Annotated in this window: 17 protein-coding genes; 1 reads left to right on the top strand and 16 read right to left on the bottom strand. The window is 61.3% G+C overall.

The window, feature by feature from the left end; all coding sequences use genetic code 11:
- Positions 1 to 6: 6 nt before the first annotated feature.
- The 8 genes from fabZ to GPK39_RS04450 are packed head-to-tail and all read right to left on the bottom strand — an operon-like array spanning position 7 to position 6115.
- Positions 7 to 429 (bottom strand): 3-hydroxyacyl-ACP dehydratase FabZ, encoded by a 423-nt coding sequence (gene fabZ / locus GPK39_RS04485; RefSeq protein ID WP_099432064.1) that lies wholly within the window; start codon positions 427 to 429, stop codon positions 7 to 9.
- Positions 430 to 438: 9 nt separating this feature from the next.
- Positions 439 to 912 carry an acetyl-CoA carboxylase biotin carboxyl carrier protein gene (gene accB / locus GPK39_RS04480; protein ID WP_196025293.1) on the bottom strand — a complete coding sequence of 158 codons (474 nt, stop codon included), beginning with the start codon at positions 910 to 912 and terminating at the stop codon, positions 439 to 441.
- A 3-nt stretch (positions 913 to 915) separates the two neighbouring features.
- Positions 916 to 2163, bottom strand: coding sequence for a beta-ketoacyl-ACP synthase II (gene fabF, locus GPK39_RS04475; protein WP_196025294.1), 1248 nt, complete (start codon positions 2161 to 2163; stop codon positions 916 to 918).
- Positions 2164 to 2202: 39 nt separating this feature from the next.
- Positions 2203 to 2976: a 3-oxoacyl-[acyl-carrier-protein] reductase gene (gene fabG, locus GPK39_RS04470; RefSeq protein WP_196025295.1), complete on the bottom strand. Its 774-nt coding sequence runs from the start codon at positions 2974 to 2976 to the stop codon at positions 2203 to 2205.
- Positions 2977 to 3006: 30 nt separating this feature from the next.
- Entirely contained in the window at positions 3007 to 3933 is a 927-nt protein-coding gene (locus GPK39_RS04465) for an ACP S-malonyltransferase (protein WP_215674039.1), read from the bottom strand.
- Complete coding sequence (fabK, locus tag GPK39_RS04460; protein ID WP_195520903.1) at positions 3921 to 4865, bottom strand: enoyl-[acyl-carrier-protein] reductase FabK; 945 nt, start codon at positions 4863 to 4865, stop codon at positions 3921 to 3923. The genes GPK39_RS04465 and fabK overlap by 13 nt, the downstream gene beginning before the upstream one ends.
- A gap of 2 nt (positions 4866 to 4867) precedes the next feature.
- The gene (locus GPK39_RS04455) at positions 4868 to 5104 is read right to left on the bottom strand and encodes an acyl carrier protein (protein ID WP_006235019.1); all 237 of its coding nucleotides are present in this window, start codon (positions 5102 to 5104) and stop codon (positions 4868 to 4870) included.
- Positions 5105 to 5155: 51 nt separating this feature from the next.
- Positions 5156 to 6115 (bottom strand): 3-oxoacyl-ACP synthase III family protein, encoded by a 960-nt coding sequence (locus tag GPK39_RS04450; protein ID WP_196025296.1) that lies wholly within the window; start codon positions 6113 to 6115, stop codon positions 5156 to 5158.
- A 176-nt stretch (positions 6116 to 6291) separates the two neighbouring features.
- On the opposite strand from GPK39_RS04450, the gene GPK39_RS04445 reads away from it, so the two are divergent.
- Positions 6292 to 7068, top strand: a complete 777-nt coding sequence (locus GPK39_RS04445; protein WP_215674038.1) for a biotin--[acetyl-CoA-carboxylase] ligase — start codon at positions 6292 to 6294, stop codon at positions 7066 to 7068.
- Positions 7069 to 7184: 116 nt separating this feature from the next.
- On the opposite strand, the gene rpsJ is transcribed toward GPK39_RS04445, so the two are convergent.
- The 8 genes from rpsJ to rpoB all read right to left on the bottom strand — a co-directional run bounded on the left by rpsJ (position 7185) and on the right by rpoB (position 20955).
- Entirely contained in the window at positions 7185 to 7493 is a 309-nt protein-coding gene (rpsJ, locus tag GPK39_RS04440) for a 30S ribosomal protein S10 (RefSeq protein WP_022094184.1), read from the bottom strand.
- 61 nt (positions 7494 to 7554) lie between these two features.
- The gene (fusA, locus tag GPK39_RS04435; protein ID WP_022094183.1) at positions 7555 to 9654 is read right to left on the bottom strand and encodes an elongation factor G; all 2100 of its coding nucleotides are present in this window, start codon (positions 9652 to 9654) and stop codon (positions 7555 to 7557) included.
- Positions 9655 to 9673: 19 nt separating this feature from the next.
- Positions 9674 to 10147, bottom strand: coding sequence for a 30S ribosomal protein S7 (gene rpsG, locus GPK39_RS04430; protein WP_006235013.1), 474 nt, complete (start codon positions 10145 to 10147; stop codon positions 9674 to 9676).
- Between the two features lie 73 nt (positions 10148 to 10220).
- A complete protein-coding gene (gene rpsL, locus GPK39_RS04425; RefSeq protein ID WP_006235012.1) occupies positions 10221 to 10598 on the bottom strand; it encodes a 30S ribosomal protein S12 in 378 nt (125 codons plus the stop codon).
- A gap of 524 nt (positions 10599 to 11122) precedes the next feature.
- Entirely contained in the window at positions 11123 to 12199 is a 1077-nt protein-coding gene (locus GPK39_RS04420) for a DUF4179 domain-containing protein (protein ID WP_215674036.1), read from the bottom strand.
- Positions 12150 to 12668, bottom strand: coding sequence for an RNA polymerase sigma factor (locus tag GPK39_RS04415; protein WP_252204670.1), 519 nt, complete (start codon positions 12666 to 12668; stop codon positions 12150 to 12152). The genes GPK39_RS04420 and GPK39_RS04415 overlap by 50 nt, the downstream gene beginning before the upstream one ends.
- 310 nt (positions 12669 to 12978) lie before the next feature.
- A complete protein-coding gene (locus tag GPK39_RS04410; protein ID WP_175406066.1) occupies positions 12979 to 17457 on the bottom strand; it encodes a DNA-directed RNA polymerase subunit beta' in 4479 nt (1492 codons plus the stop codon).
- A 6-nt stretch (positions 17458 to 17463) separates the two neighbouring features.
- Positions 17464 to 20955, bottom strand: a complete 3492-nt coding sequence (gene rpoB / locus GPK39_RS04405) for a DNA-directed RNA polymerase subunit beta (RefSeq protein WP_338404392.1) — start codon at positions 20953 to 20955, stop codon at positions 17464 to 17466.
- Positions 20956 to 21232: the final 277 nt, after the last annotated feature.

Genomic DNA, 21232 nt, shown 5'->3' with positions numbered 1-21232 from the left:
CCTTCCTTAACTTTCGTGCATGAGTGCAAAAGACATGTCGGCGCGGCAACAGACCTCACCGTTGACGCTTGCAGTACCCGTCGCAAAGCGGAACGGCCCGCGCGCACGCGTGATGGAGCACACCAGATCCACCGTATCGCCCGGGCGCACCGGACGCTTAAAGCGCACCTTGTCCAGACTCGTGTAGAACGGCGTCGCGCCGCGCGCCTCCTCATCGCCCATCAGCAACACGCAGCAGTTTTGGGCGAGCATCTCGCACTGGATCACGCCGGGGACCACCGGGTTTCCCGGAAAATGCCCCTGCAAAAAGTATTCGTCGCCCGTAATCGTGATCTTGCCGTGGGCCTCGTCGCCCACCAGCTCGGCTTCGTCGAGCAAAAGCATCGGCTCGCGATGCGGTAACAGCTTCTTGAGCTCTTCTTTGTTCATGGATATCACCTATCCGATCCTCATGAGGCAGCTGCCAAACTCCACGAGGTCGCCGTCGGCCACGCAGATCTCGAGCACCTCGCCGTCTGCCTCGGCCGTCACCTCGTTGAGAACCTTCATGGCCTCGATAATGCAGAGGGTCTCGCCGGCCTTGACCTTAGAGCCCACGTGCACAAACGGCTCGTCGCCCGGCGCCGGGGCAGCATAGAAAACGCCGACCATGGGAGCGGTCACCTCGGTGCCCTTGGGCTCCGGTGCGGCGGCAGGTGTCTGCGCGGCGGGCTCCGGTGCGGCAGGCGCGACTGTGGGAGCTGCAACTGGAGCGGCCATAGCGCTCGGCATGGGCATGGGCACGGCAACCGGCCGTGCGGCGCTCGCGCGCTCGAGTTCGACCGCGGTGCCATCGGGCTCCTCAACGCGCACGCGCGTGAGGCCGCGGTCCTCCATAACATCGGCTATCTCGGCAAGTCTTTTGGAATCCATGCTCTAGCTCCTCGTATATCTACGCAGCGCGATGGCGGCGTTGTGCCCGCCAAAGCCTAGGTTGGTCGAAAGCGCCCAGGTAAGGTCGGCGCGAACTGCGCGATTGGGCGTGTAGTCAAGATCGCAGGCGGGATCGGGCGTGCGGTAGTTAATGGTCGGCGGCACCACGCCCTGCTCGAGCGCCATGGCGCAGGCCATGACCTCGATGGCGCCCGTGGCACCGATCATGTGGCCGGTCATCGACTTAGTCGACGAGACGTGCGCGGCGCGCGCCGCGTCCTCGCCGAGCGCACGCTTAATGCCCGCCGTCTCGGACGAATCGTTGAGCTTGGTCGATGTGCCGTGAGCATTGATGTAGAGACCCTCGGAAGGCCTGACGTCGCCCTCGGTCACCGCCAGCGATATCGCGCGGGCAATGCCGGCAGCCTCGGGATCAGGACTCGTGATGTGATAGGCATCATCGGTGTTGCCGTAGCCCACGACCTCGGCATAAATGTGCGCACCGCGCGCCTGCGCATGTTCCATGCTCTCGAGCACGAGCACGCAGGCGCCCTCGCCCATCACAAAGCCGTCGCGGTCTGCATCGAACGGACGGCAGGCCGTCGCGGGATCGGGGTTGGTGGTCAATGCACGGCAGGACGTAAAGCCCGCAACGGCATCGGGGATAATTGCAGCCTCGGCGCCGCCCGCGAGGATCGCGTCGGCATAGCCGTGCTTGATGGCGCGGAACGCCTCGCCCACCGCATGGGCCGAGGTTGCGCACGCGGTCACCACGGGCAGGGTCGGGCCCTTTGCCTTGTGGCGGATTGCGATATTGCCCGATGCCATGTTGGGGATCATCATCGCGATCATATAGGGCGATGCGCGGCGGGGCCCACGTTCGGCAATCGTATGGACGTTGTCGACGAGCGTCGTCATGCCGCCCACGCCCGAGCCCACGTAGACGCCCAGGCGCTCTCGATCGATGGCGCCTTCGACATCAAAGCCCGCATCGCGCATGGCCTCGTCCGAAGCCGCCATCGCAAACTGAACGCAGGGGTCCAGATGCTTTGCATCACGCTTGCCAAAGTACTCGTTGCCGTCAAAGCCCTTGACCTCGGCCGCTACCTTGACGGCAAACGCATCGGTATCGAAGTGCGTAATCGGGCCGATGCCGCACGTGCCAGCGCACATTGCCGCCCAGGTGGCAAGCGCGGTGTTGCCGAGCGGCGATACGGCACCTATGCCGGTGATTGCAACTCTCTGTTCCATCATGGTCTCCTCATCCAAGCCGTTCTTCGGCCCTGGTTTCTACATCGCCATTCCGCCGTCGACGCGCACGACCTCGCCCGTAATGTAGGCAGCCGCATCGCTCGCCAAAAAGCGCACCACGCCGGCCACTTCCTCGGGGCGCGCCATACGCTTAAGGGGAATCTGCTCCTCGGTTACCGTACACACCTTCTCCGAGAGCTTTGCCGTCATATCTGTCTCGACAAACCCGGGGGCGACCGCGTTCACTCGTACACCGCGGGGCGCAAGCTCGCGCGCCACCGCCTTGGTCAGGCCGATCACGCCCGCCTTGGAGGCAGCGTAGTTGGCCTGCCCGGCATTGCCCATCAGGCCCACAACCGAGCTCATGTTGACGACGCAGCCGCCGCGCTGGCGCATAAAGGTCTTGGTGAGCGCACGCGTCGTGTTAAACGTTCCTTTAAGATTGACATCGAGCACGCGATCGAAGGCGTCATCGCCCATGCGCATGAGCAGGCCATCGCGGGTGATGCCAGCGTTGTTGACGAGCGCCCAAATGGAGCCAAAGTCGTTGAGGACCGCTTCCACGCACGCGTTGACGGCAGCGGGGTCGGCCACGTCACATTGATATGAGCGCGCCGTGGCGCCAGCCGCCTCGCAGGCGTCGCACGTCTCGCGCGCCGCATCGACGCTGCCGGCATAGACGACGGCGATATCGTAGCCATCCTCCGCCAGACCGATAGCGCAGGCGCGGCCGATACCCCGCGAGCCGCCCGTGACCAGTGCCACGCGACGTGAGTCGTTGCGCTCGAGCGCGCCATTGTTCAAGTTGCCCATGTCATTCCTTTCGGGTTACAGCCCTGTGGACTATGCGAGCTCGTCGGCAATAGCTGCGACCTGCTCGGCCGTCTCGCACGAATACACACGAACGTCGCTCAACGTACGCTTGATCAGGCCAGACAGCGTTTTGCCGGGGCCGACCTCAATAAATGTGTCGATGCCTTGATCCTGCAGAGCATGCAGCGTATCGACCCAGCGCACGGCATTGCTCACCTGATTGGCCAAGACATCCGATGCCGTCTGGGGGTCCGCCGGATAGGGCGCCGCTGTCATATTTGCCAAAACAGGAATGAGCAACGGGGACGGCGCGTGACCGGCCTCAATATATGCGGCAAGGCCACAGGTCGCCTCGGCCATATAGGGGCTATGAAATGCACCCGACACCGCGACCTTCATGGCGCGGCCGCCAGCCTCTTTTACTAGGACGTCGAGGGTCTGCAGCGCATCGGGCGCTCCGGCCACAACCGTCTGCTGGGGACTGTTGTAGTTGACCGGCCAGCAGTCCTCGCCGGCCTGCGCAGCCAGGTTCTCGACTTGCGCAGCATCAAGTTTGATGACGGCGCGCATGCCGCCAGGGTGACGCTCGGCCGCCGTGGCCATCAATGCCGCGCGCTCACACACGAGCTCAAAACCCGCTCGCGTATCGAATGCCCCCGCAAAGCTGAGTGCAGCGACCTCGCCCAGCGAGAATCCCGCACAGGCGGCAGGCACCACGTCGCGCTCGCGCAGGGCGACGGCGACAGCCAAGTCGTGCACGAACACGCAAGGCTGCGTGTTCTCGGTCTGCGAGAGCTCCTCCTTGGAGGCGCTCCGGCACTGCTCGCTCGTCCCCGGGCGCACCTCGTCGGCAATGGTGAACACCTCGGCGGCCGCCGGCGATGTCTCGATCAGGTCGACGCCCATCGCGGGGTGTTGGGCACCCTGGCCGGCAAACAGAAACGCTACGCTACCCATGCGGACGCACCCTTCAGGACGCGCTCGGCGCCATCGACCAGATCGTCAACGATTTCGCGTGCGCTCTGGCGCTCGCTAACCATGCCGGCAATCTGTCCACACAAAAACGAACCCTCTTCGTAGTTGCCGTCCTTGGCGGCCTTACGCAGCGCACCGGTTCCCATAGCACCGAGCTCCTCGGCACTCGCGCCGGAACCCTCGCTCTTGGCATAGGCGTTGGTGAAGGGACTCTTGAGGGCGCGCACTGGATGTCCCGTCGAGCGACCGGTCGCACGCGTTGAAGTGTCGTTGGCCTTCAGGACCATCTCTTTGTACTGCTCCGAGACGGTGCACTCGTCTGCGACCAGAAAGCGCGTACCCACTTGCACGCCTTCGGCGCCCAGCATAAAGGCGGCCGCCACGCCGCGGCCGTCGGCAATACCGCCGGCGGCCACGACGGGAATGTCAACCGCATCGACGACCTGCGGCACCAGTGCCATCGTCGAGGTCTCGCCAATATGGCCGCCCGATTCGGTACCCTCGGCAACAACCGCCGTGGCTCCACGACGTGCCACGAGGCGCGCCAGCGCCACCGAGGCAACGACCGGGATGACCTTGATGCCCGCCTCGTTCCACGCCTTCATGTACTTGGCGGGATTGCCGGCGCCCGTCACGACGACCGGCACTCGCTCGTCAATCACAACCTGTGCAACCTCGTCGGCGAACGGGCTCATGAGCATGACGTTGACGCCAAAGGGCTTATCCGTCCTGGCGCGCAGCTCGTGAATCTGGTCGCGCAGCCAGTTGGCGTCGGCGTTCATGGCCGCAATGATGCCTAAGCCACCCGCCTCGGACACTGCGGACGCCAGCGAGGCATCGGCAATCCAGGCCATACCGCCCTGGAACACGGGCTTTTCGATGCCGAGCAGATCGCAGAGAGGAGTCTTGAGCATCTCTACTTCTCCAATGCCGCCTCGACCGTATCGGCGAACTCGCCGACCGTCTTGGGGTTCTCCTCGGTATCGAGCTGGATGCCAAACTCGTCCTCGACGGCGACGAGGATCTCGACGGTGCCCAGGCTGTCGAGACCAATCTCCTCGAGCGTGGACTCGGGCTTCATCTCAACGTCGTCAAGACCAGCGGTCTCGCGGATAACGTCGCAAACGCGCTCGAAGGTCTTCTGATCTGCCATGGTAGTTCTCCTTTGGTTGTGCCCTAGGGCGTTTTTATTTCCTATGTGCGACTACTTCCAACGAAGCAGATAGCCACCTATATCCAGACCGGCGCCAAATCCAACCAAGGCGATGGTGTCGCCTGTGTGAAGTGCACCGGCGTTTGCCAGCCGGTCGAGGGCAAGCGGAATGCATGCGCTCGAAATGTTGCCGGTCTCGCGCAACGTGCGAACCACGCGCTCGTCCGGCACGCCCAGGCGCTTGACCGCCTGGCTCAGGATTCGTTCGTTAGCCTGATGGAATACAAAATGATCGATGTCTTCGACCGAAATGCCCGCATCGATCGCAAGCTTATGGACCGTGTCGCAGATGGCGTTGACGCCGAACTTGAACACGCGGCGGCCATTCATGGACAGCACACTCGCGCTATCTGCGGAGGCCTTAAACGGCGACGTACCGACCAGACCGGGAACGCGCAACGTCACGACGTCGGGCGCCGTCGAAAGCTCAACGGCAAGGGGGTTGTCTCCCCCAGCCTCTATCACAGCGGCGCCTGCCCCATCGCCAAAGAGCACGCAGGTGGCGCGGTCTGTCCAGTCAAGCGCGCGCGTCATCTGCTCGGCCGCAACGACAAGCGCATGCTCGGCTCGTCCTCGGGCGATATAGCCCTCGGCGACATCGAGCGCAAATACGAAGCCGGCGCAGGCCGCCGAGACATCGAAGGCAGGACACGTCGCGCCCAGACGCTCGGCTACGGCACACGCCTCGGCGGGAACAAGATGGTCACCCGTTGTCGTCGAGCAGACGATTAGATCCAGCTTGCTCGCGTCGATTCCGGACACCTGGAGTGCCTGCTCGCTCGCCGCTACGGCAAGGTCGTCGAGTGACTCGGTGGTGCAGACGCGGCGGCTCTTGATGCCTGTGCGGGTAAAAATCCACTCATCCGAGGTATCGAGGAACTCAGACAGCTCGTCATTGGAAACACTGCGCTTAGGAAGCGCCGAGCCTGTTCCCAGAATCGTGAAACCCATCACTAACCTCCTTTGAGTTGTTGACGTGTTTACATCGACCAAGAGAGGATAACGCATTTCAGTCTTTGTTGACGTGTTAACATTATATTGTCCAAATGCGACAAAGGCTTCACATTGTGTCTATCTCTCGACACCATTGCATCATTCACTTATTCAATAAGGAGGTAGCAGCCGCTATGGATGCCCAATTAACGATTGTCGACGTAACCGGATCGACCAACGATGACCTGCTCGAGGCAGGAAAACAGGGTGCGCCGCACGGCACAGGACTTGCCGCCCGGGCTCAGACGGCAGGACGCGGCCGGCGCGGCCACAAGTGGGATTCAACCGCCGGCAACCTATTGCTTTCGATTGTCCTGCGCCCATGCGTTAATCCTGCAAAGTTCTCTGGTCTTGCCGCCGTCAGCGGCCTAGCGGTGCTCGAGGCACTCGAAAAACAGGGTCTTGCAAACGAGATTGGCCTCAAATGGCCCAACGACCTGGTCGCGCGTGGACGCAAACTCGGCGGCATTCTGGTCGAGGCCGCACGCGATAACGAAGGCAACCCTTTTGCGGTCTGTGGCATCGGCGTTAACGTGAACTATGTGCCCGCGGAGGTTCCCGATGGCGGCCTGCCAGCAATCGGTCTCTCGGACCTTAACGAAAACGTTCCTGCCGTCGACATGCTCCTCGATGAGGTCTATCACGCCGTTATAGACGCTGTAGATGCCTGGACAGAACGCCTCAACTCCATGGAAGAAAACACCGGACCGCTCGCGCCCGTCCACGGCGAATATGTCGCTCACCTCAATTGGATCGGGGAGCACGTTATCGCCCGCTCCCCCGCTGGAGACGAGCTGGCACGAGGCATATTTAGAACGGTCGACGATTGCGGCCGCGCATGCATTGAGACCGAGAGCGGCTTGTGCGTCTTCCACTTCGAAGAAGCATCCTTGCGCCCCCTGAGCGAATAGGGCGCCGCAGCCGCCGGCTCGGCAGACGAATTCGCTATCCCAAAATCTAAACTCAAAACAAAAGGGCCCCGCTACCGTAACGGCAGCGGGGCCCTTTAAGCTATGAGCGATATCGCTTAGAGCTTGATGTCGATGTCGACGCCAGCGGGGAGGTCGAGACGCATGAGCGAATCAACGGTGCCCGAGGTGGGGTCGAGGATGTCGATGAGGCGCTTGTGGGTGCGCATCTCGAACTGTTCACGGGAGTCCTTGTTCACGTGCGGCGAGCGGATAACCGTGTACAGGTTGCGCTCGGTGGGCAGGGGGACAGGACCGGAAACGCGAGCGCCGGTCTTCTGAGCGGTCTCGACGATGAGCTTCGCGGACTGATCGACGACCTCGTGATCATAGCCCTTGAGGCGAATGCGGATCTTCTGGGTAGCCAACTTAAACCTCCAAAGAGTGCGAGAGATGTTCTCGCAGGATTACGTAACAGGGAGCTCGAACTTAGGCGTTCTTGCTCATGACCTCGTCCACGATGGACTTGGGCGCGGGCTCATAAGAGTCGAACTGCATCGTGTAGGATGCACGGCCCTGGGTCTGGGAGCGAAGGTCGGTAGCGTAACCGAACATCTCGCCCAGCGGCACCTTGGCACGGATGAGCTTGCTGTTCTTGCGATCCTCCATACCCTCGATCTTGCCGCGGCGACCGGAGAGGTTGCCCATAACGTCGCCCATGTACTGCTCGGGGGTCTCGACCTCGACAGCCATGATCGGCTCGAGCAGCTGCGGATCGGACTTCTTGAGGGCGTCCTTGATAGCCATGGAACCGGCGATCTTGAAGGCGGCCTCGGAGGAGTCGACCTCGTGGTAAGAACCGTCGAACAGGGTGACCTTAACGTCGAGGACCGGGAAGCCGGCGATAACACCGGTGTTCAGGGCCTCCTGGATGCCCTTGTCGATGGACGGGATGTACTCCTTGGGCACGACGCCGCCGACGATAGCGTTGACGAACTCGTAGCCGAAGCCCTCCTCCATCTTCTCGAGCTTGATGACGGCGTGGCCGTACTGACCGCGACCGCCGGACTGGCGGACGAACTTGCCCTCAGCCTTCTCGACGTCGTGACCAGCGGTCTCGCGGTAGGCAACCTGGGGCTTACCAACGTTAGCGTCAACCTTGAACTCGCGGAGCAGACGGTCGACGATGATCTCGAGGTGCAGCTCGCCCATGCCGGCGATGATGGTCTGGCCGGTCTCGTGGTTGGTGGACACCTGGAAGGTCGGGTCCTCCTCGGCGAGCTTGGTCAGAGCCAGGGACATCTTGTCCTGCTCGGCCTTGGTCTTGGGCTCGATGGCAACGTCGATAACGGGCTTAGCGAACTCGATCTTCTCGAGGACGATCTCCTTGCCCTCGGCGCACAGGGTGTCACCGGTGGTGGAGTTCTTGAAGCCGACGCAAGCGACGATGTCGCCGGCGGCAGCGTCGTCACGGTCGATACGCTCGGCGGCGTTCATCTCGAGGATGCGGCCGAGACGCTCGCGCTGACCGTTGGAAGCGTTGACCACGTAGGAGCCGGACTCAGCGCGGCCGGAGTAAACGCGGACATAGGTGAGCTTACCGACGAACGGGTCGGTCATGATCTTAAAGACCAGGCCGGAGAAGGGCTCGTCGAAGGAAGGATGACGCTGAATCTCCTCGCCGGTGTCCGGATCGGTACCGGTGACGGCCTCGACGTCGAGCGGGCTGGGCAGGTAGTCGACGACAGCGTCGAGCAGCTCCTGAACGCCCTTGTTCTTGTAGGCGGAGCCCACGAAGACGAGGTTGAGCTCGTTGGCCAGAACACCCTTGCGCAGAGCAGCCTTGAGCTCCTCGACGGTGAAGTCCTCCTCCATGAGGATCTTCTCCATGAGCTCGTCGTCAAAGCTGGCAGCAGCGTCGAGGAGCTCCTCGCGCTTGGTGGCAGCGATGTCGGCAAACTCAGCCGGGATCTCGTCCATCGGCTCGGGGTAGGTCATACCCTTCTCGTCGGCCTTGAAGTCCCATGCAGTCATGGTGACCAGGTCGATGACGCCCCAGAAGTTGTCCTCGGCGCCCATCGGGACCTGAGCGGCCACGGCGTTGGCGTCGAGACGATCCTTCATGGTCTCGATAGCGTTGAAGAAGTCGGCGCCCACGCGGTCATACTTGTTGATGAAGGCGATGCGGGGGACGTTGAAGGTAGAAGCCTGACGCCAAACGGTCTCAGACTGGGGCTGAACGCCGGCAACAGCGTCGAAGACGGCGACAGCGCCATCGAGGACGCGCAGGCAGCGCTCGACCTCGGCGGTGAAGTCAACGTGGCCCGGGGTGTCGATGATCTGGATGCGGTAGTCCTTACCGTCCTTGTTCCAGAAGCAGGTGGTAGCAGCGGAGGTGATGGTTACGCCGCGCTCCTGCTCCTGAACCATCCAGTCCATGGTGGCAGCGCCCTCATGGACCTCACCGATCTTGTGGGTCTTACCGGTGTAGTAAAGAATACGCTCGGTCGTGGTGGTCTTACCGGCATCGATGTGAGCCATGATGCCGATGTTACGGGTATCGGAAAGCTTGTACTTAGGCTTAGCCATGTTAGTTCCTTACCTTAACTTACCAACGATAGTGAGAGAACGCGCGGTTGGCCTCGGCCATCTTGAAGACGTCCTCACGCTTCTTGACGGAAGCGCCCAGGCCGTTGGAAGCGTCGAGGATCTCGTTGGCGAGACGCTCGGCCATGGTCTTCTCCTTGCGAGCGCGGGAGAAGTTGACGATCCAGCGGATGCCCAGAGCGGTGGAACGACGGGAGTTGACCTCCATCGGGACCTGATAGGTAGCGCCACCGACACGCTTGGGCTTAACCTCGAGCGTGGGCTTGACGTTGTCCATAGCCTTCTTGAAGGTAGCGAGAGCGTCGCCACCCTCGGACTTCTCGGCAACGATCTCGAAAGCGGTATAAACGATGCGCTCAGCGGTGGCCTTCTTGCCGTCAAGAAGGACCTTGTTGATGAGCTGAGTCACCAGGCGGTTGTTGTAAACGGCGTCAGGCTGAACCTCACGACGATTAGCTGCTGCACGACGCGGCATGTGAAATCTCCTTAAGTGTCTACCGTGCGGCCCTTAGGCGGCACACGGCGAAAGTATCAAAACGTTATCTGGCTTATTTAGCCTTGGGGCGCTTAGCACCGTACTTGGAACGGGCCTGCATACGGTTCTGGACCGGAGCAGCGTCGTAGGCGCCACGGATGACGTGATAACGGACACCAGGGAGGTCACGGACACGACCGCCGCGGACGAGCACGATGGAGTGCTCCTGCAGGTTGTGGCCCTCACCCGGGATGTAAGCAGTAACTTCGATGCCGTTGACGAGGCGAACACGGGCAACCTTACGAAGAGCCGAGTTCGGCTTCTTGGGGCTCGTGGTGAAGACGCGGGTGCACACGCCGCGCTTCTGGGAGTTGTGCTGCAGAGCAGCGTTCTTGGACTTCTTGGGCACGGAACGACGGCCCTGGCGAACCAGCTGGTTAATAGTAGGCAAAGCGTACTCCTTCTCGAATGATTCCAGCTTTCTGTAAAGTGCAACGGCTTGAATCGAGGGGTCAGCATCCCCCTACGAAACACGCAGTTCGATAGGATACGTGGCGTTAGCTGTGCCGTCAACAGACCACGCCGCCAGGCGTATCCCAAAATAGCCATATTTCCGCAAAGCCTACACAAAAGGAATCCCCTCCTGTGCGCGGGGGCGGATTCCCGGCCCGGGCGGCCCGCTGTTTAAGTTTGCTGCTCTACAGTCCTGCGCAAGACGGAAAGCACATTAAGTGCTTTCCTTTGCGTGCGGAACTCGCGACAAACTTAAACAGCGGGCCGCCCGGACCGGGAATCCGACGTGCTTGTCGGGGCAACGTTCCCTTCCAAATAGGGACAGGTTTATTTTGGTCGGTTTTATCTGGGGAAACGTCGCGCTCCAGCGGTGATCTGCTCTCATCTGTCGCATGGAAATCGGCGGCGTTTCCATTTAACGCAAAAGAGGCCGCTTCCCCTAGTAGGAAGCGACCCCAAATCTTACGAATAGACGATGGTAAAGGGCTCTTTCGTTTCGGTCTCCCCTGTTGATGTATACCTCACAATTTCAAGGGTTACCGAGACAACTTGATCGACATCAATCAACTTCGTTGGCACCCAGATGTTCTCTCCGCTTTTGCGCCCATAAGAAAAATATAAGTTGAACACCCCTGCGTCGTCATCTTCGATAATCTGCTCCGATCCATCCTTGTAGCTGACGGTCAGCTTATTATCAACTGCTTCATAGCCCAAATCATCGATGTGCGTCTGGATGGAAAACGGGCTAATCTCAAGAGGCGAGTCACCGGAGCGGAGTTCCTTTGTATCGACGTACGCTCCAATATTGAACTCGGGTGTCGACGCCTCAAACCGCCTCGCACTCTCACCTTCACCCTCGGTCCAATGGATATTCCAGGTGACAGCATGTTGCAAATCTCGCTCGCGATCCATAGCGGCAAAGTACATCGTGCCATTAATGACAGTATCGCTTGATGTGTCCTTATCAATTGTGCTGCGTGTGTCAGGCCATTCCTCGCCGAACTTCATATCGGGCGTGCCGATGCCCTGCTCTTCTTCACCATAGAGAACAAGTTCGCCAATCTCTGCTGCTGGCTTGTAGTAGTTAACTCCATTTGGATTGGACAACGTAAACGTCACGGCTCCGCAGCCGTTTTGGTCGATTGCCATCTCATGGATATCAAGCGTATAGCCGTTGCCCTCGACGGACAGATTAACCTCCTGGACTGCGCCTTCCAGGCTTTGGGGCGCGATGCCATCGCCAAACTCTCTGGTGTAGGTATATTTAGTTCCCGATGAGCCGCCGTTGGTCCAGGTAATGGAATCCCCGTTGCCGTGGTTTCCCCAGGCAGAGGCAAAATAGCTGGAATTGACGACGGCGTAGGCGACCCCTCCGGTCGCCAGCACTCCGGCAAGGCATCCGATCGCGGCAACATACAGAGGCTTCGCGTGACCCTTTCGGCGAAGCGGCTCACCAGCAGCGGCATAAAGAACACGGTCAGCAAGATCGCTATCGGCTTGGACGGACTCGAAGGCCTGCTTGATTTGATTGGATTTCACGGTCGCCCTCCTCTAGGATGAACTTGAGCTTCGATCTGCCGCGAGCCAAACGCGTTCGAACAGTCGCGGCTGGCACATGCAATAACTCGGCAATCTCTGAGGTCGAAAAGCCCAGATAGTAATAGAGCACGATGGGAACACGGAATCGTTCCGGAAGTCGCATAACGTCTGACAGGACCGCCTTGGTCTCCTCCTGCGCCGTCGAAAGCGAATCGGCCAGGTTCTCAATATCCTCCACACGCCTCCATGGCTTTCGAAAGAGAGATTTGCATTCATTGATCGTGACCCGGATAAGCCATCGACGAAGATGTTCCCAGCTTTCAAATTGGGCATCGCTTTTGAGTAACTTCAGAAAGACGTCTTGAGCGACATCGTCGGCATCGGCACGATCGCGCAGATACGTCAATGCGATTCGAAACACGACATCACGGTGATCCTCGACCGCCTGTCTAAATGCTTGTTCTTCCATAATCACCTCCCGGTGATGCTGATGTTTCTTGCTGAGGCCCTCACCATAGATACGCTTTGACCGAACGAAATGTTTCAAATTCAAGCAGGAATAACCTACCAAAAAAACCCTGCCCCTTATTGGCAAGGGATCGACGGAACGCAACAGGTTGAGCATACGCAAGCGAGCGGCCCCCAGAGCGTACAAGGTGGCATGAAAAAGGCAGGGCATTGACCTTTTGGTCATGCCCTGCCTTTTGAATGACAGATTGTAGCTCTGGGGGCCGCGCAGCGACGGAGATCGCCGCCGTTCGTTAGAACGGCGGAACTAGTTACTCCTCGTCGTTGTCCTTGGCCTCTTCGGCGTCGTCGGTGTCCACGAGCTGGTTGAGCAGCTCGTCGAGGGAAGCCATGTCCTCGTTGATGGCACCGTTGGCGGGAGCCTTCTTGTCGTCGATCGGAGCGCCCAGGAGCTCCTCGTCGGCGTCGGCGTGATGCGTCGGCGCGGCAGAGGTGCCCAGCAGGATGTCGTCCGGACCGTCGGGGCTAAAGACCATCTGCAGCAGCTGCGAGAGGTCTTCCTCGTCGGCAACGTCGTCGTTGTTCTCGAGGATGTAGAGCAGGTCGTGGGCCTCAAGGCCGTCACGGAGCTCCTCGATCGCCTTGGCACCGATGCCATCGATGCGCAGCAGATCCTCCTCGGACTTACCAACCAGGTCGCCGACCGTCTCGATGCCGACCTCGCTGAACTTGTTGGTCCAGCGCTGCGACACGCCCAGGTCGTCGAACAGGTACAGGCGAGCCTTCTCGGCAGAGATGGTGTGACCGTTGCGGGTGAACGAACCGTCAGCACCGCCAAACTCGTCGTAGCCGGCCCAGTCGAGCTGCTGCGGAAGCTGCTCGTCCAGGTCCTTGAGCTCCACAGGAGCCCACTCGGGCAGCGACTTGGCGTTGGGCGAAGCCGGGCCGTCGATGTCCACGTAGCCGTCGGCCGTGCGATACGTCAGCTTGGCGTTGGCGTAAGGCTTGAGGCCAGTACCAGCCGGGATCTTCTTACCGACGATGACGTTGGACTTAAGGTCGAGCAGGTGGTCGACCTTGCCCTCGATGGCAGCCTCGGTAAGGACGCCGGCGGTACGGATGAACGAAGCGCTCGACAGCCAGGAGTCGATGTTGGACGCGACCTTGAGCGTACCCAGGATGACGGGCTCGGCCACGGGAGCCTGACCGCCCAGACGGGCAACGCGCTCGACCTCGTCGGCGAACTCGTAGCGGTCGACGTACTGACCAAGCAGGTACTTGGAGTCGCCGGGGTTGGTGATCTGAACGCGACGCAGCATCTGACGTGCGAGCACCTCAATGTGCTTGTCGTTCAGGTCAACGCCCTGGCTGGTGTAGACGTCCTTGACGCTCTCGACGAAGGTGTGCATCGTCGACTCGATGTCGGTCAGCTTGCGCAGGTTGCGGAAGTTGACAAAGCCCTTGGTGATCTGGTCGCCGGCGCGAACCTCGCAGCCGTCCTCGATCTCGGGCATAAAGCGCACCGAAGCGGGGACGCGACGCTCGTCGAGGACACGGGTGTGGTCCTCGGAGTCGGTGAGCGTCAGCACGTACTCGGACTTCTCGGGCTTAATCGAGAGGTGACCGGAGTACGGAGCCAGCTCGGCCTCGCGACCCAGGATCTTCTCGTTGACGTTGCCGACGATATCGAACATACGGCTGACCGTAGGCAGACCCTGCGTAATATCGTCGACGCCAGCGACGCCGCCGGAGTGAATGGTACGCATCGTAAGCTGCGTACCGGGCTCGCCGATGGACTGGGCGGCAATAATGCCGACGGCAGTACCGATGGCGACCGGACGACGAGTGGAAAGATCCCAGCCGTAGCACTTCTGGCACACGCCGTACTTGGAGCGGCAGGTGAGCAGCGCGCGAAGCTTGACCTTCTTAAGGCCCGCATCGACCATCTTCTGGATGTCGGCGACCTTCTCGATGTAGCCGTCCTGCTCAAAGAGCACGGTGCCATCGGGAGCCACGACGTCCTCGATGAAGCAACGGCCGACGAGGTCGGTGTTGAGGTCGGTGGTGCCGGGGATGATGAGGTTGTAGGTAACGCCCTCGTGCGTACCGCAGTCCTCCTCGCGGACGATGACGTCCTGGGCCACGTCGACTAGACGACGGGTCAGGTAACCAGAGTCCGAGGTGTGGGATGCGGTATCGACCAGGCCCTTACGGGCGCCGTAGGTCGAAATGAAGTACTCGAGCGGCAGCAGGCCCTCGCGGAAGTTCGCCTTAATGGGAAGGTCGATCGTCTCGCCGGACATGTCCGCCATCAGGCCACGCATGCCGCCGAGCTGACGCAGCTGGGTCTTAGAACCACGGGCGCCGGAGTCGGCCATCATGTAGAGCGGGTTCTCCTCGTCGAACATGTCGAGCATGAGCGCTGCAACCTTATCGGTACAAGCGGTCCACTCGTTAACGACTTCGATGTGGCGCTCCGTCTCGTTGATGAAGCCCTCCTCGAAGTACTCGTTGATCTGGTCGACGTTGGCCTGGGCGCGGTCGAGCAGCTCCTGCTTCTCGGCAGGGATGAGAGCGTCCCACACCGAGATGGTGAGGCCGGCGCGGGTAGCGTAGTGGAAGCCGGAGTACTTGATGGCGTCGAGGATCGGGCCGACCTTGGCCTCGGGGTAACGATCGCAGCAGTCCGCAACCAGCTTGGCCACGTCGCCCTTGACCATCTTGTAGTTCATGAACTCATAGTCTTCGGGCAGGCACTGGCGGTTGAAGATGATGCGGCCGATAGAGGTCTCGAAGCGCGCGGTCTTGTTGCCGGTGACGTCGTAGTCGACAAACTCGTTCTTGCCGTTCTTGACGCGGAAGATACGGGTGCCGTCCTCGTTGATGACATTGGCGTCGGCAGCGGACACGCGGACCTGGATCTTGGCCTGCATGTCGACCTCGGAGCGGCAGTCATAGGCGTGCAGCGCGTCGTCGAAGCTCGAGAACACGTGGTTCTCGCCCGGCAGACCCTCGCGAACCTGGGTGAGGTAGTACACACCGATGATCATGTCCTGCGAAGGGATGTTGACCGGCTTGCCGGATGCCGGCGAGCGCAGGTTGTTCGCAGAGAGCATGAGCACGCGGGCCTCGGCCTGAGCCTGGCTGGACAGCGGCACGTGGACAGACATCTGGTCGCCGTCGAAGTCGGCGTTGAAGGGCGAGCAGACCAGCGGGTGCAGGTGGATAGCCTTGCCCTCGACCAGCACCGGCTCAAAGGCCTGGATGGACAGACGGTGCAGGGTCGGTGCACGGTTGAGCAGCACGACGCGGCCGTCGATGACCTCTTCGAGGATATCCCACACAAAGGTGGCACCGCGGTCGATAGCGCGCTTGGCGCCCTTGATGTTCTCGACCTTGCCAAGCTCGACCAGGCGCTTCATGACGAAGGGCTTGAAGAGCTCCAGCGCCATGGTCTTGGGCAGACCGCACTGGTGCAGCAGCAGCTTGGGGTCGGTAACGATAACCGAACGGCCGGAGTAGTCGACACGCTTGCCCAGCAGGTTCTGACGGAAGCGACCCTGCTTGCCCTTGAGGGCCTCGGCGAGCGACTTGAGCGGGCGACCGCCACGGCCAGAGACCGGGCGACCACGACGGCCGTTGTCGAACAGGGCGTCCACGGACTCCTGGAGCATGCGCTTCTCGTTGTTCACGATGATCGCAGGGGCGTCCAGGTCGAGCAGGCGCTTGAGTCGGTTGTTACGGTTGATCACGCGACGGTACAGGTCGTTGAGGTCGGATGCGGCGAAGCGGCCGCCGTCGAGCTGGACCATCGGGCGCAGATCAGGCGGAATGACCGGGATGACATCCAGGATCATGTTCGCGGGGCTGTTGCCGCCCTTCAGAAAGGCGTCAACGACCTCGAGGCGCTTGACGGCCTTCTCGCGCTTCTGCTTCTGGGAGTCCTCGTCGGCGATGATGGCCTTGAGCTTCTCGGCCTCGGAAGGAAGGTCGATGGCAGCGAGCAGGTCGCGGACGGCCTCAGCACCCATGCCACCCTTGAAGTACATGGAGTAGTAGCGGGTCATCTCGCGGAACAGCGGCTCATCGGAAATGAGGTCGCGCTCGCTGAGCTTCATGAAGGCGTTGAAGGCGTCCGTGCGGAGCTGCTTCTCGTCCTTGCACTCTTCCTCGATGTCGACGATGCCAGAGGCGATCTCCTCGGGGGTCAGCGGCTCCTCGTCGGAGAACTCGTCAAAGTTCTCGGGGTTGCCCTGCTCCTTGAGGGACTCGATCTGGCGGGCGCACTCGGCATCGATCTCTTCCAGATCGGCGGCGAGCTCCTCGCGCAGGTCGTCAGCGTCGGCCTCGCGAGCCTCGTAGTCGACCTCGGTGATGATGTAGCTGGCAAAGTACAGAACCTTCTCGAGGTCCTTGGACTTGATGTCGAGCATACGGCTCATCGGGAAGCTCGTGGGGCTCTTGAAGTACCAGATGTGGGACACGGGAGCGGCGAGCTCGATGTGGCCCATGCGGTCGCGACGCACCTTGGCCGAGGTGACCTCGACGCCGCAGCGCTCGCAGACGATGCCCTTAAAGCGGATGCCCTTGTACTTGCCGCAGGAGCACTCCCAGTCCTTGGCGGGACCGAAGATCTTCTCGCAGAACAGGCCGTCCTTCTCGGGCTTGAGGGTACGGTAATTGATGGTCTCCGGCTTCTTGACCTCACCGTGCGACCAGGAACGGATCTGGTCGGCGGAGGCAAGGGAGATCTTTACCGAGTCAAAATCAGTAGCTTCGAAATCTGCCACAGTCAACTACTCCTTATCAGTGGTCGTGGCGGCGACAGCCTCGGGCGCCTCGGCGGTCTCGGCATCCTCGGCCTCGACGTCGGCGTCAACGCCGGCGAGCGCAGCCAGGTCGTCGAGAGCGGAGGTCTCCTCGGCGGTCACAGGGGCGGAGGCGTCCTCGTCGGCATCGTGCATGGGCTCGATGTCCAGTGCGAGGGAGCGAATCTCCTTGACGAGAACCTTGAAGGACTCGGGGATACCCGGGACAGGAACGTTCTCGCCCTTGACGATGGACTCGTAGGTCTTGACGCGGCCCACGGTATCGTCGGACTTGACGGTCAGGATCTCCTGCAGGACGTTGGAAGCACCGTAAGCGTACAGTGCCCAAACTTCCATCTCGCCGAAGCGCTGGCCGCCGAACTGAGCCTTGCCGCCCAGAGGCTGCTGGGTAACCAGGCTGTAAGGGCCGGTCGAACGGGCGTGGATCTTGTCGTCGACCATGTGGCCGAGCTTGAGGATGTAGGACGTACCCACGGTAATGGGCTCGCGGAACTCCTCGCCGGTGCGGCCGTCGAACAGACGGGTCTTGCCGCGCTCGTCAAGCTGGGTGACGAACTCGGGGCGCATGTGATCGCCAAAGGCAGCGGTGGCCTTGTTGAGCATGTTCTTGTTGGCACGACGGATGACCTCGGCGATCTCGTCCTCCTTGGCGCCGTCGAAGACGGGCGTCGCGGTGAAGAACGGACCGGGGACGTACTTGTCGGAGTCGGCCTGCTCGGTATCCCAACCGCACGCAGCAGCCCAGCCAAGGTGGCACTCGAGCAGCTGGCCGACGTTCATACGCGAAGGAACGCCCAGCGGGTTGAGGATAACGTCGATCGGGGTACCGTCAGCCATGTAGGGCATGTCCTCGACCGGCAGAACGTTACAAATAACACCCTTGTTGCCGTGGCGGCCGGCGATCTTATCGCCCTGCTGGATCTTACGACGCTGGGCGACGTAGACGCGCACCTGCTCGTTGACGCCGGGAGCCAGGTCGTCGCCGTTCTCGCGGCTAAAGCGGACGATGTCGATGACGCGGCCATAAGCGCCGTGAGGCATCTTAAGGGAGGTGTCGCGGACGTCGTGGGCCTTGGCACCGAAGATGGCGCGCAGCAGGCGCTCCTCGGCAGTCAGAGCGCTCTCGCCCTTAGGCGTGACCTTGCCGACCAGGATGTCGCCAGGGCCGACCTCGGCGCCGATGCGGATGATGCCGTCCTCGTCGAGGTTGGCAAGCATGTCCTCGGAGAGGTTCGGGATCTCGCGGGTGATCTCCTCGGGACCGAGCTTGGTGTCGCGGGCGTCGATCTCGTGACGGGTGATGTTGATGGTCGTCAGCAGGTCCTCGGCCACCAGGCGCTCGGACACGACGATACCGTCCTCGTAGTTAAAGCCTTCCCACGGCATGTAGGCCACGGTGAGGTTCTGGCCCAGTGCGAGCTCGCCGTGATCGGTCGAAGGACCGTCGGCCAGAGGCTCGCCCTGCTCAACGGTGTCACCGACGCGCACGAGCGGACGGTGGTTGATGCAGGTGGACTGGTTGGAGCGCTGGTACTTGGCCAGGTGATACTCGTCCATGCCGCCGGCATGCTTGACGATAATCTTGGCGGCGTCGGCAAAGATGACCTCGCCGGCGTTCTTGGCCAGGGTGACCTCGCCGGAGTCCAGAGCGGCGCGACGCTCCATGCCGGTACCGACATAGGGAGCGGCGGGGTGAACCAGCGGCACGGCCTGACGCTGCATGTTAGCGCCCATCAGCGTACGCTTGGCGTCGTCGTGCTCCAGGAACGGAATCAGCGTGGCTGCGACGGAGAGCATCTGACGCGGCGAGACGTCCATGTAGTCGACGTCCTCGACGGGCACGTCGGCGGGGGCGCCGAAGGAGCCGTCGAAGTCGCGGGTACGGGCGATCACGGTGTGCGGACGGACGATCTTGCCCTCGGCATCGGTCGTGATGAACTCGTTGGTCTTGGGATCGAGCGGCGTGTTGGCCGGCGCGATGACGTGCTTCTCTTCCTCGTCAGCGGTCATCCAGTCGATCTGGTCGGTGGCAACGCCGTTCTCGACGCGGCGGAACGGGGCCTCGATGAAGCCATACTCGTTGACGCGGGCGTAGAGGGCGAGCGAGCCGATCAGGCCGATGTTGGGGCCTTCGGGGGTCTCGATCGGGCACATGCGGCTGTAGTGCGAATTGTGAACGTCGCGGACGGCCGTCGGCACGTTGGTGCGGCGGCTGGAGCCAGACTTGTGGCCGGCAAGACCGCCAGGGCCGAGTGCGGACAGACGGCGCTTGTGGGTCAGACCGGTCAGGGGGTTCGCCTGGTCCATGAACTGCGAGAGCTGCGAGGAACCGAAGAACTCCTTGATGGAGGCCACGATCGGGCGGATGTTGATGAGCGACTGCGGGGTGATCTCGTCGATGTCCTGGGAGCTCATGCGCTCACGGACGACGCGCTCCATACGGCTCATGCCGATACGGAACTGGTTGGCGACGAGCTCGCCGACGGTACGGATGCGGCGGTTGCCAAAGTGGTCGATGTCGTCGACCTTGAAGCCCTGCTCGCCGGCAGCGAGGGACAGCAGGTAGCGCAGCGTCGCGACGATATCCTCGTCGGTGAGCACCGTGACCTCTTCCTCGGTGGTGAGGTTGAGCTTCTTGTTGACCTTGTAACGACCGACGCGGGCCAGATCGTAGCGCTGCGGGTTGAAGAGCAGGCCCTCGAGCAGGCTGCGGGAAGCGTCCACGGTGGGAGGCTCTCCCGGGCGCAGGCGACGGTAGATCTCGATAAGGGCATCCTCGCGGGTGAGGGCGGTATCGCGCTCGAGGGTGCGCTTGATCACATCGGAGTTGCCGAGCAGCTCGATGATGTCGTCGTTGGTGACAGCGATGCCAAGGGCGCGCAGGAACATCGTGGCGCTCTGCTTGCGCTTACGGTCAATGGAGACCATGAGCTGGTCGCGCTTGTCGACCTCAAACTCAAGCCAGGCACCGCGGGACGGGATGATCTGGGCCTTGTAGATCTGCTTGCCCGAATCCATCTCGGAGCTGTAGTACACGCCCGGGGAGCGGACGAGCTGCGAGACGACGATACGCTCGGTACCGTTGATGATGAAGGTGCCCTGATCGGTCATCATGGGGAAGTCGCCCATAAAGACGAGCTGCTCCTTGATCTCGCCGGTCTCCTTGTTGGTGAGACGGACGTCGGTCAGAAGCGGAGCCTGATAGGTCATATCCTTCTCGCGGCACTCCTCGACGGTGTGCGCGGGGTCGCCGAACTGATGCTCGCCGAAGGTAACCTCGAGAACATGGTTCTGGCTCTGGATGGGGCTGGATTCCTTGAACGCCTCACGAAGGCCCTCGTCCTTAAAACGCTCAAAGGATTCCCTTTGAACAGAGATAAGGTTGGGGAGCTCCATGGCCTCCGGGATTTTCCCGAAGCTGACGCGCTTGCGCTCAGTGGCAGTGTATGCGTAGGTCACCAGGTTTTTCCTCCTTCACGGAAATGCTCGGTGGGTTGGCGAGGCATAGCTTCGCCAGTTATCGCAACCTAATAGTTTATCAGGTACCGACCGTTGGGCAAGAAAAGCCTTGACGCGATTGAGTTTTTGGAGTAGCAAAGTTTTTCGACAGAAAACACACAGGTAGATAGTGGTATACCGAACATCTGTTCATATATTTTCTGTGAACAGAGAGCCGGCAATCGCAGCTCTTATAAAAAACGGGCGCGAACCGAGGTCCGCGCCCGTAAATGTCGAT

It is taken from the genome of Collinsella aerofaciens, assembly GCF_018785245.1.
Classification (GTDB): domain Bacteria; phylum Actinomycetota; class Coriobacteriia; order Coriobacteriales; family Coriobacteriaceae; genus Collinsella; species Collinsella aerofaciens_AD.
Note: the sequence above shows the minus strand (reverse complement) of the source record. Positions and strands in the feature narration are given on the sequence as shown.

Coding starts and splice junctions, on each gene's coding strand:
- GPK39_RS04455 (WP_006235019.1), bottom strand. CDS start 5,104: ATGGCAGATCAGAAGACCTTCGAGCGCGTTTGCGACGTTATCCGCGAG.
- fabG (WP_196025295.1), bottom strand. CDS start 2,976: ATGGGCAACTTGAACAATGGCGCGCTCGAGCGCAACGACTCACGTCGC.
- fabF (WP_196025294.1), bottom strand. CDS start 2,163: ATGGAACAGAGAGTTGCAATCACCGGCATAGGTGCCGTATCGCCGCTC.
- accB (WP_196025293.1), bottom strand. CDS start 912: ATGGATTCCAAAAGACTTGCCGAGATAGCCGATGTTATGGAGGACCGC.
- GPK39_RS04415 (WP_252204670.1), bottom strand. CDS start 12,668: ATGGAAGAACAAGCATTTAGACAGGCGGTCGAGGATCACCGTGATGTC.
- GPK39_RS04450 (WP_196025296.1), bottom strand. CDS start 6,115: ATGGGTTTCACGATTCTGGGAACAGGCTCGGCGCTTCCTAAGCGCAGT.
- fabK (WP_195520903.1), bottom strand. CDS start 4,865: ATGCTCAAGACTCCTCTCTGCGATCTGCTCGGCATCGAAAAGCCCGTG.
- GPK39_RS04445 (WP_215674038.1), top strand. CDS start 6,292: ATGGATGCCCAATTAACGATTGTCGACGTAACCGGATCGACCAACGAT.
- fabZ (WP_099432064.1), bottom strand. CDS start 429: ATGAACAAAGAAGAGCTCAAGAAGCTGTTACCGCATCGCGAGCCGATG.
- rpsG (WP_006235013.1), bottom strand. CDS start 10,147: ATGCCGCGTCGTGCAGCAGCTAATCGTCGTGAGGTTCAGCCTGACGCC.
- GPK39_RS04465 (WP_215674039.1), bottom strand. CDS start 3,933: ATGGGTAGCGTAGCGTTTCTGTTTGCCGGCCAGGGTGCCCAACACCCC.
- fusA (WP_022094183.1), bottom strand. CDS start 9,654: ATGGCTAAGCCTAAGTACAAGCTTTCCGATACCCGTAACATCGGCATC.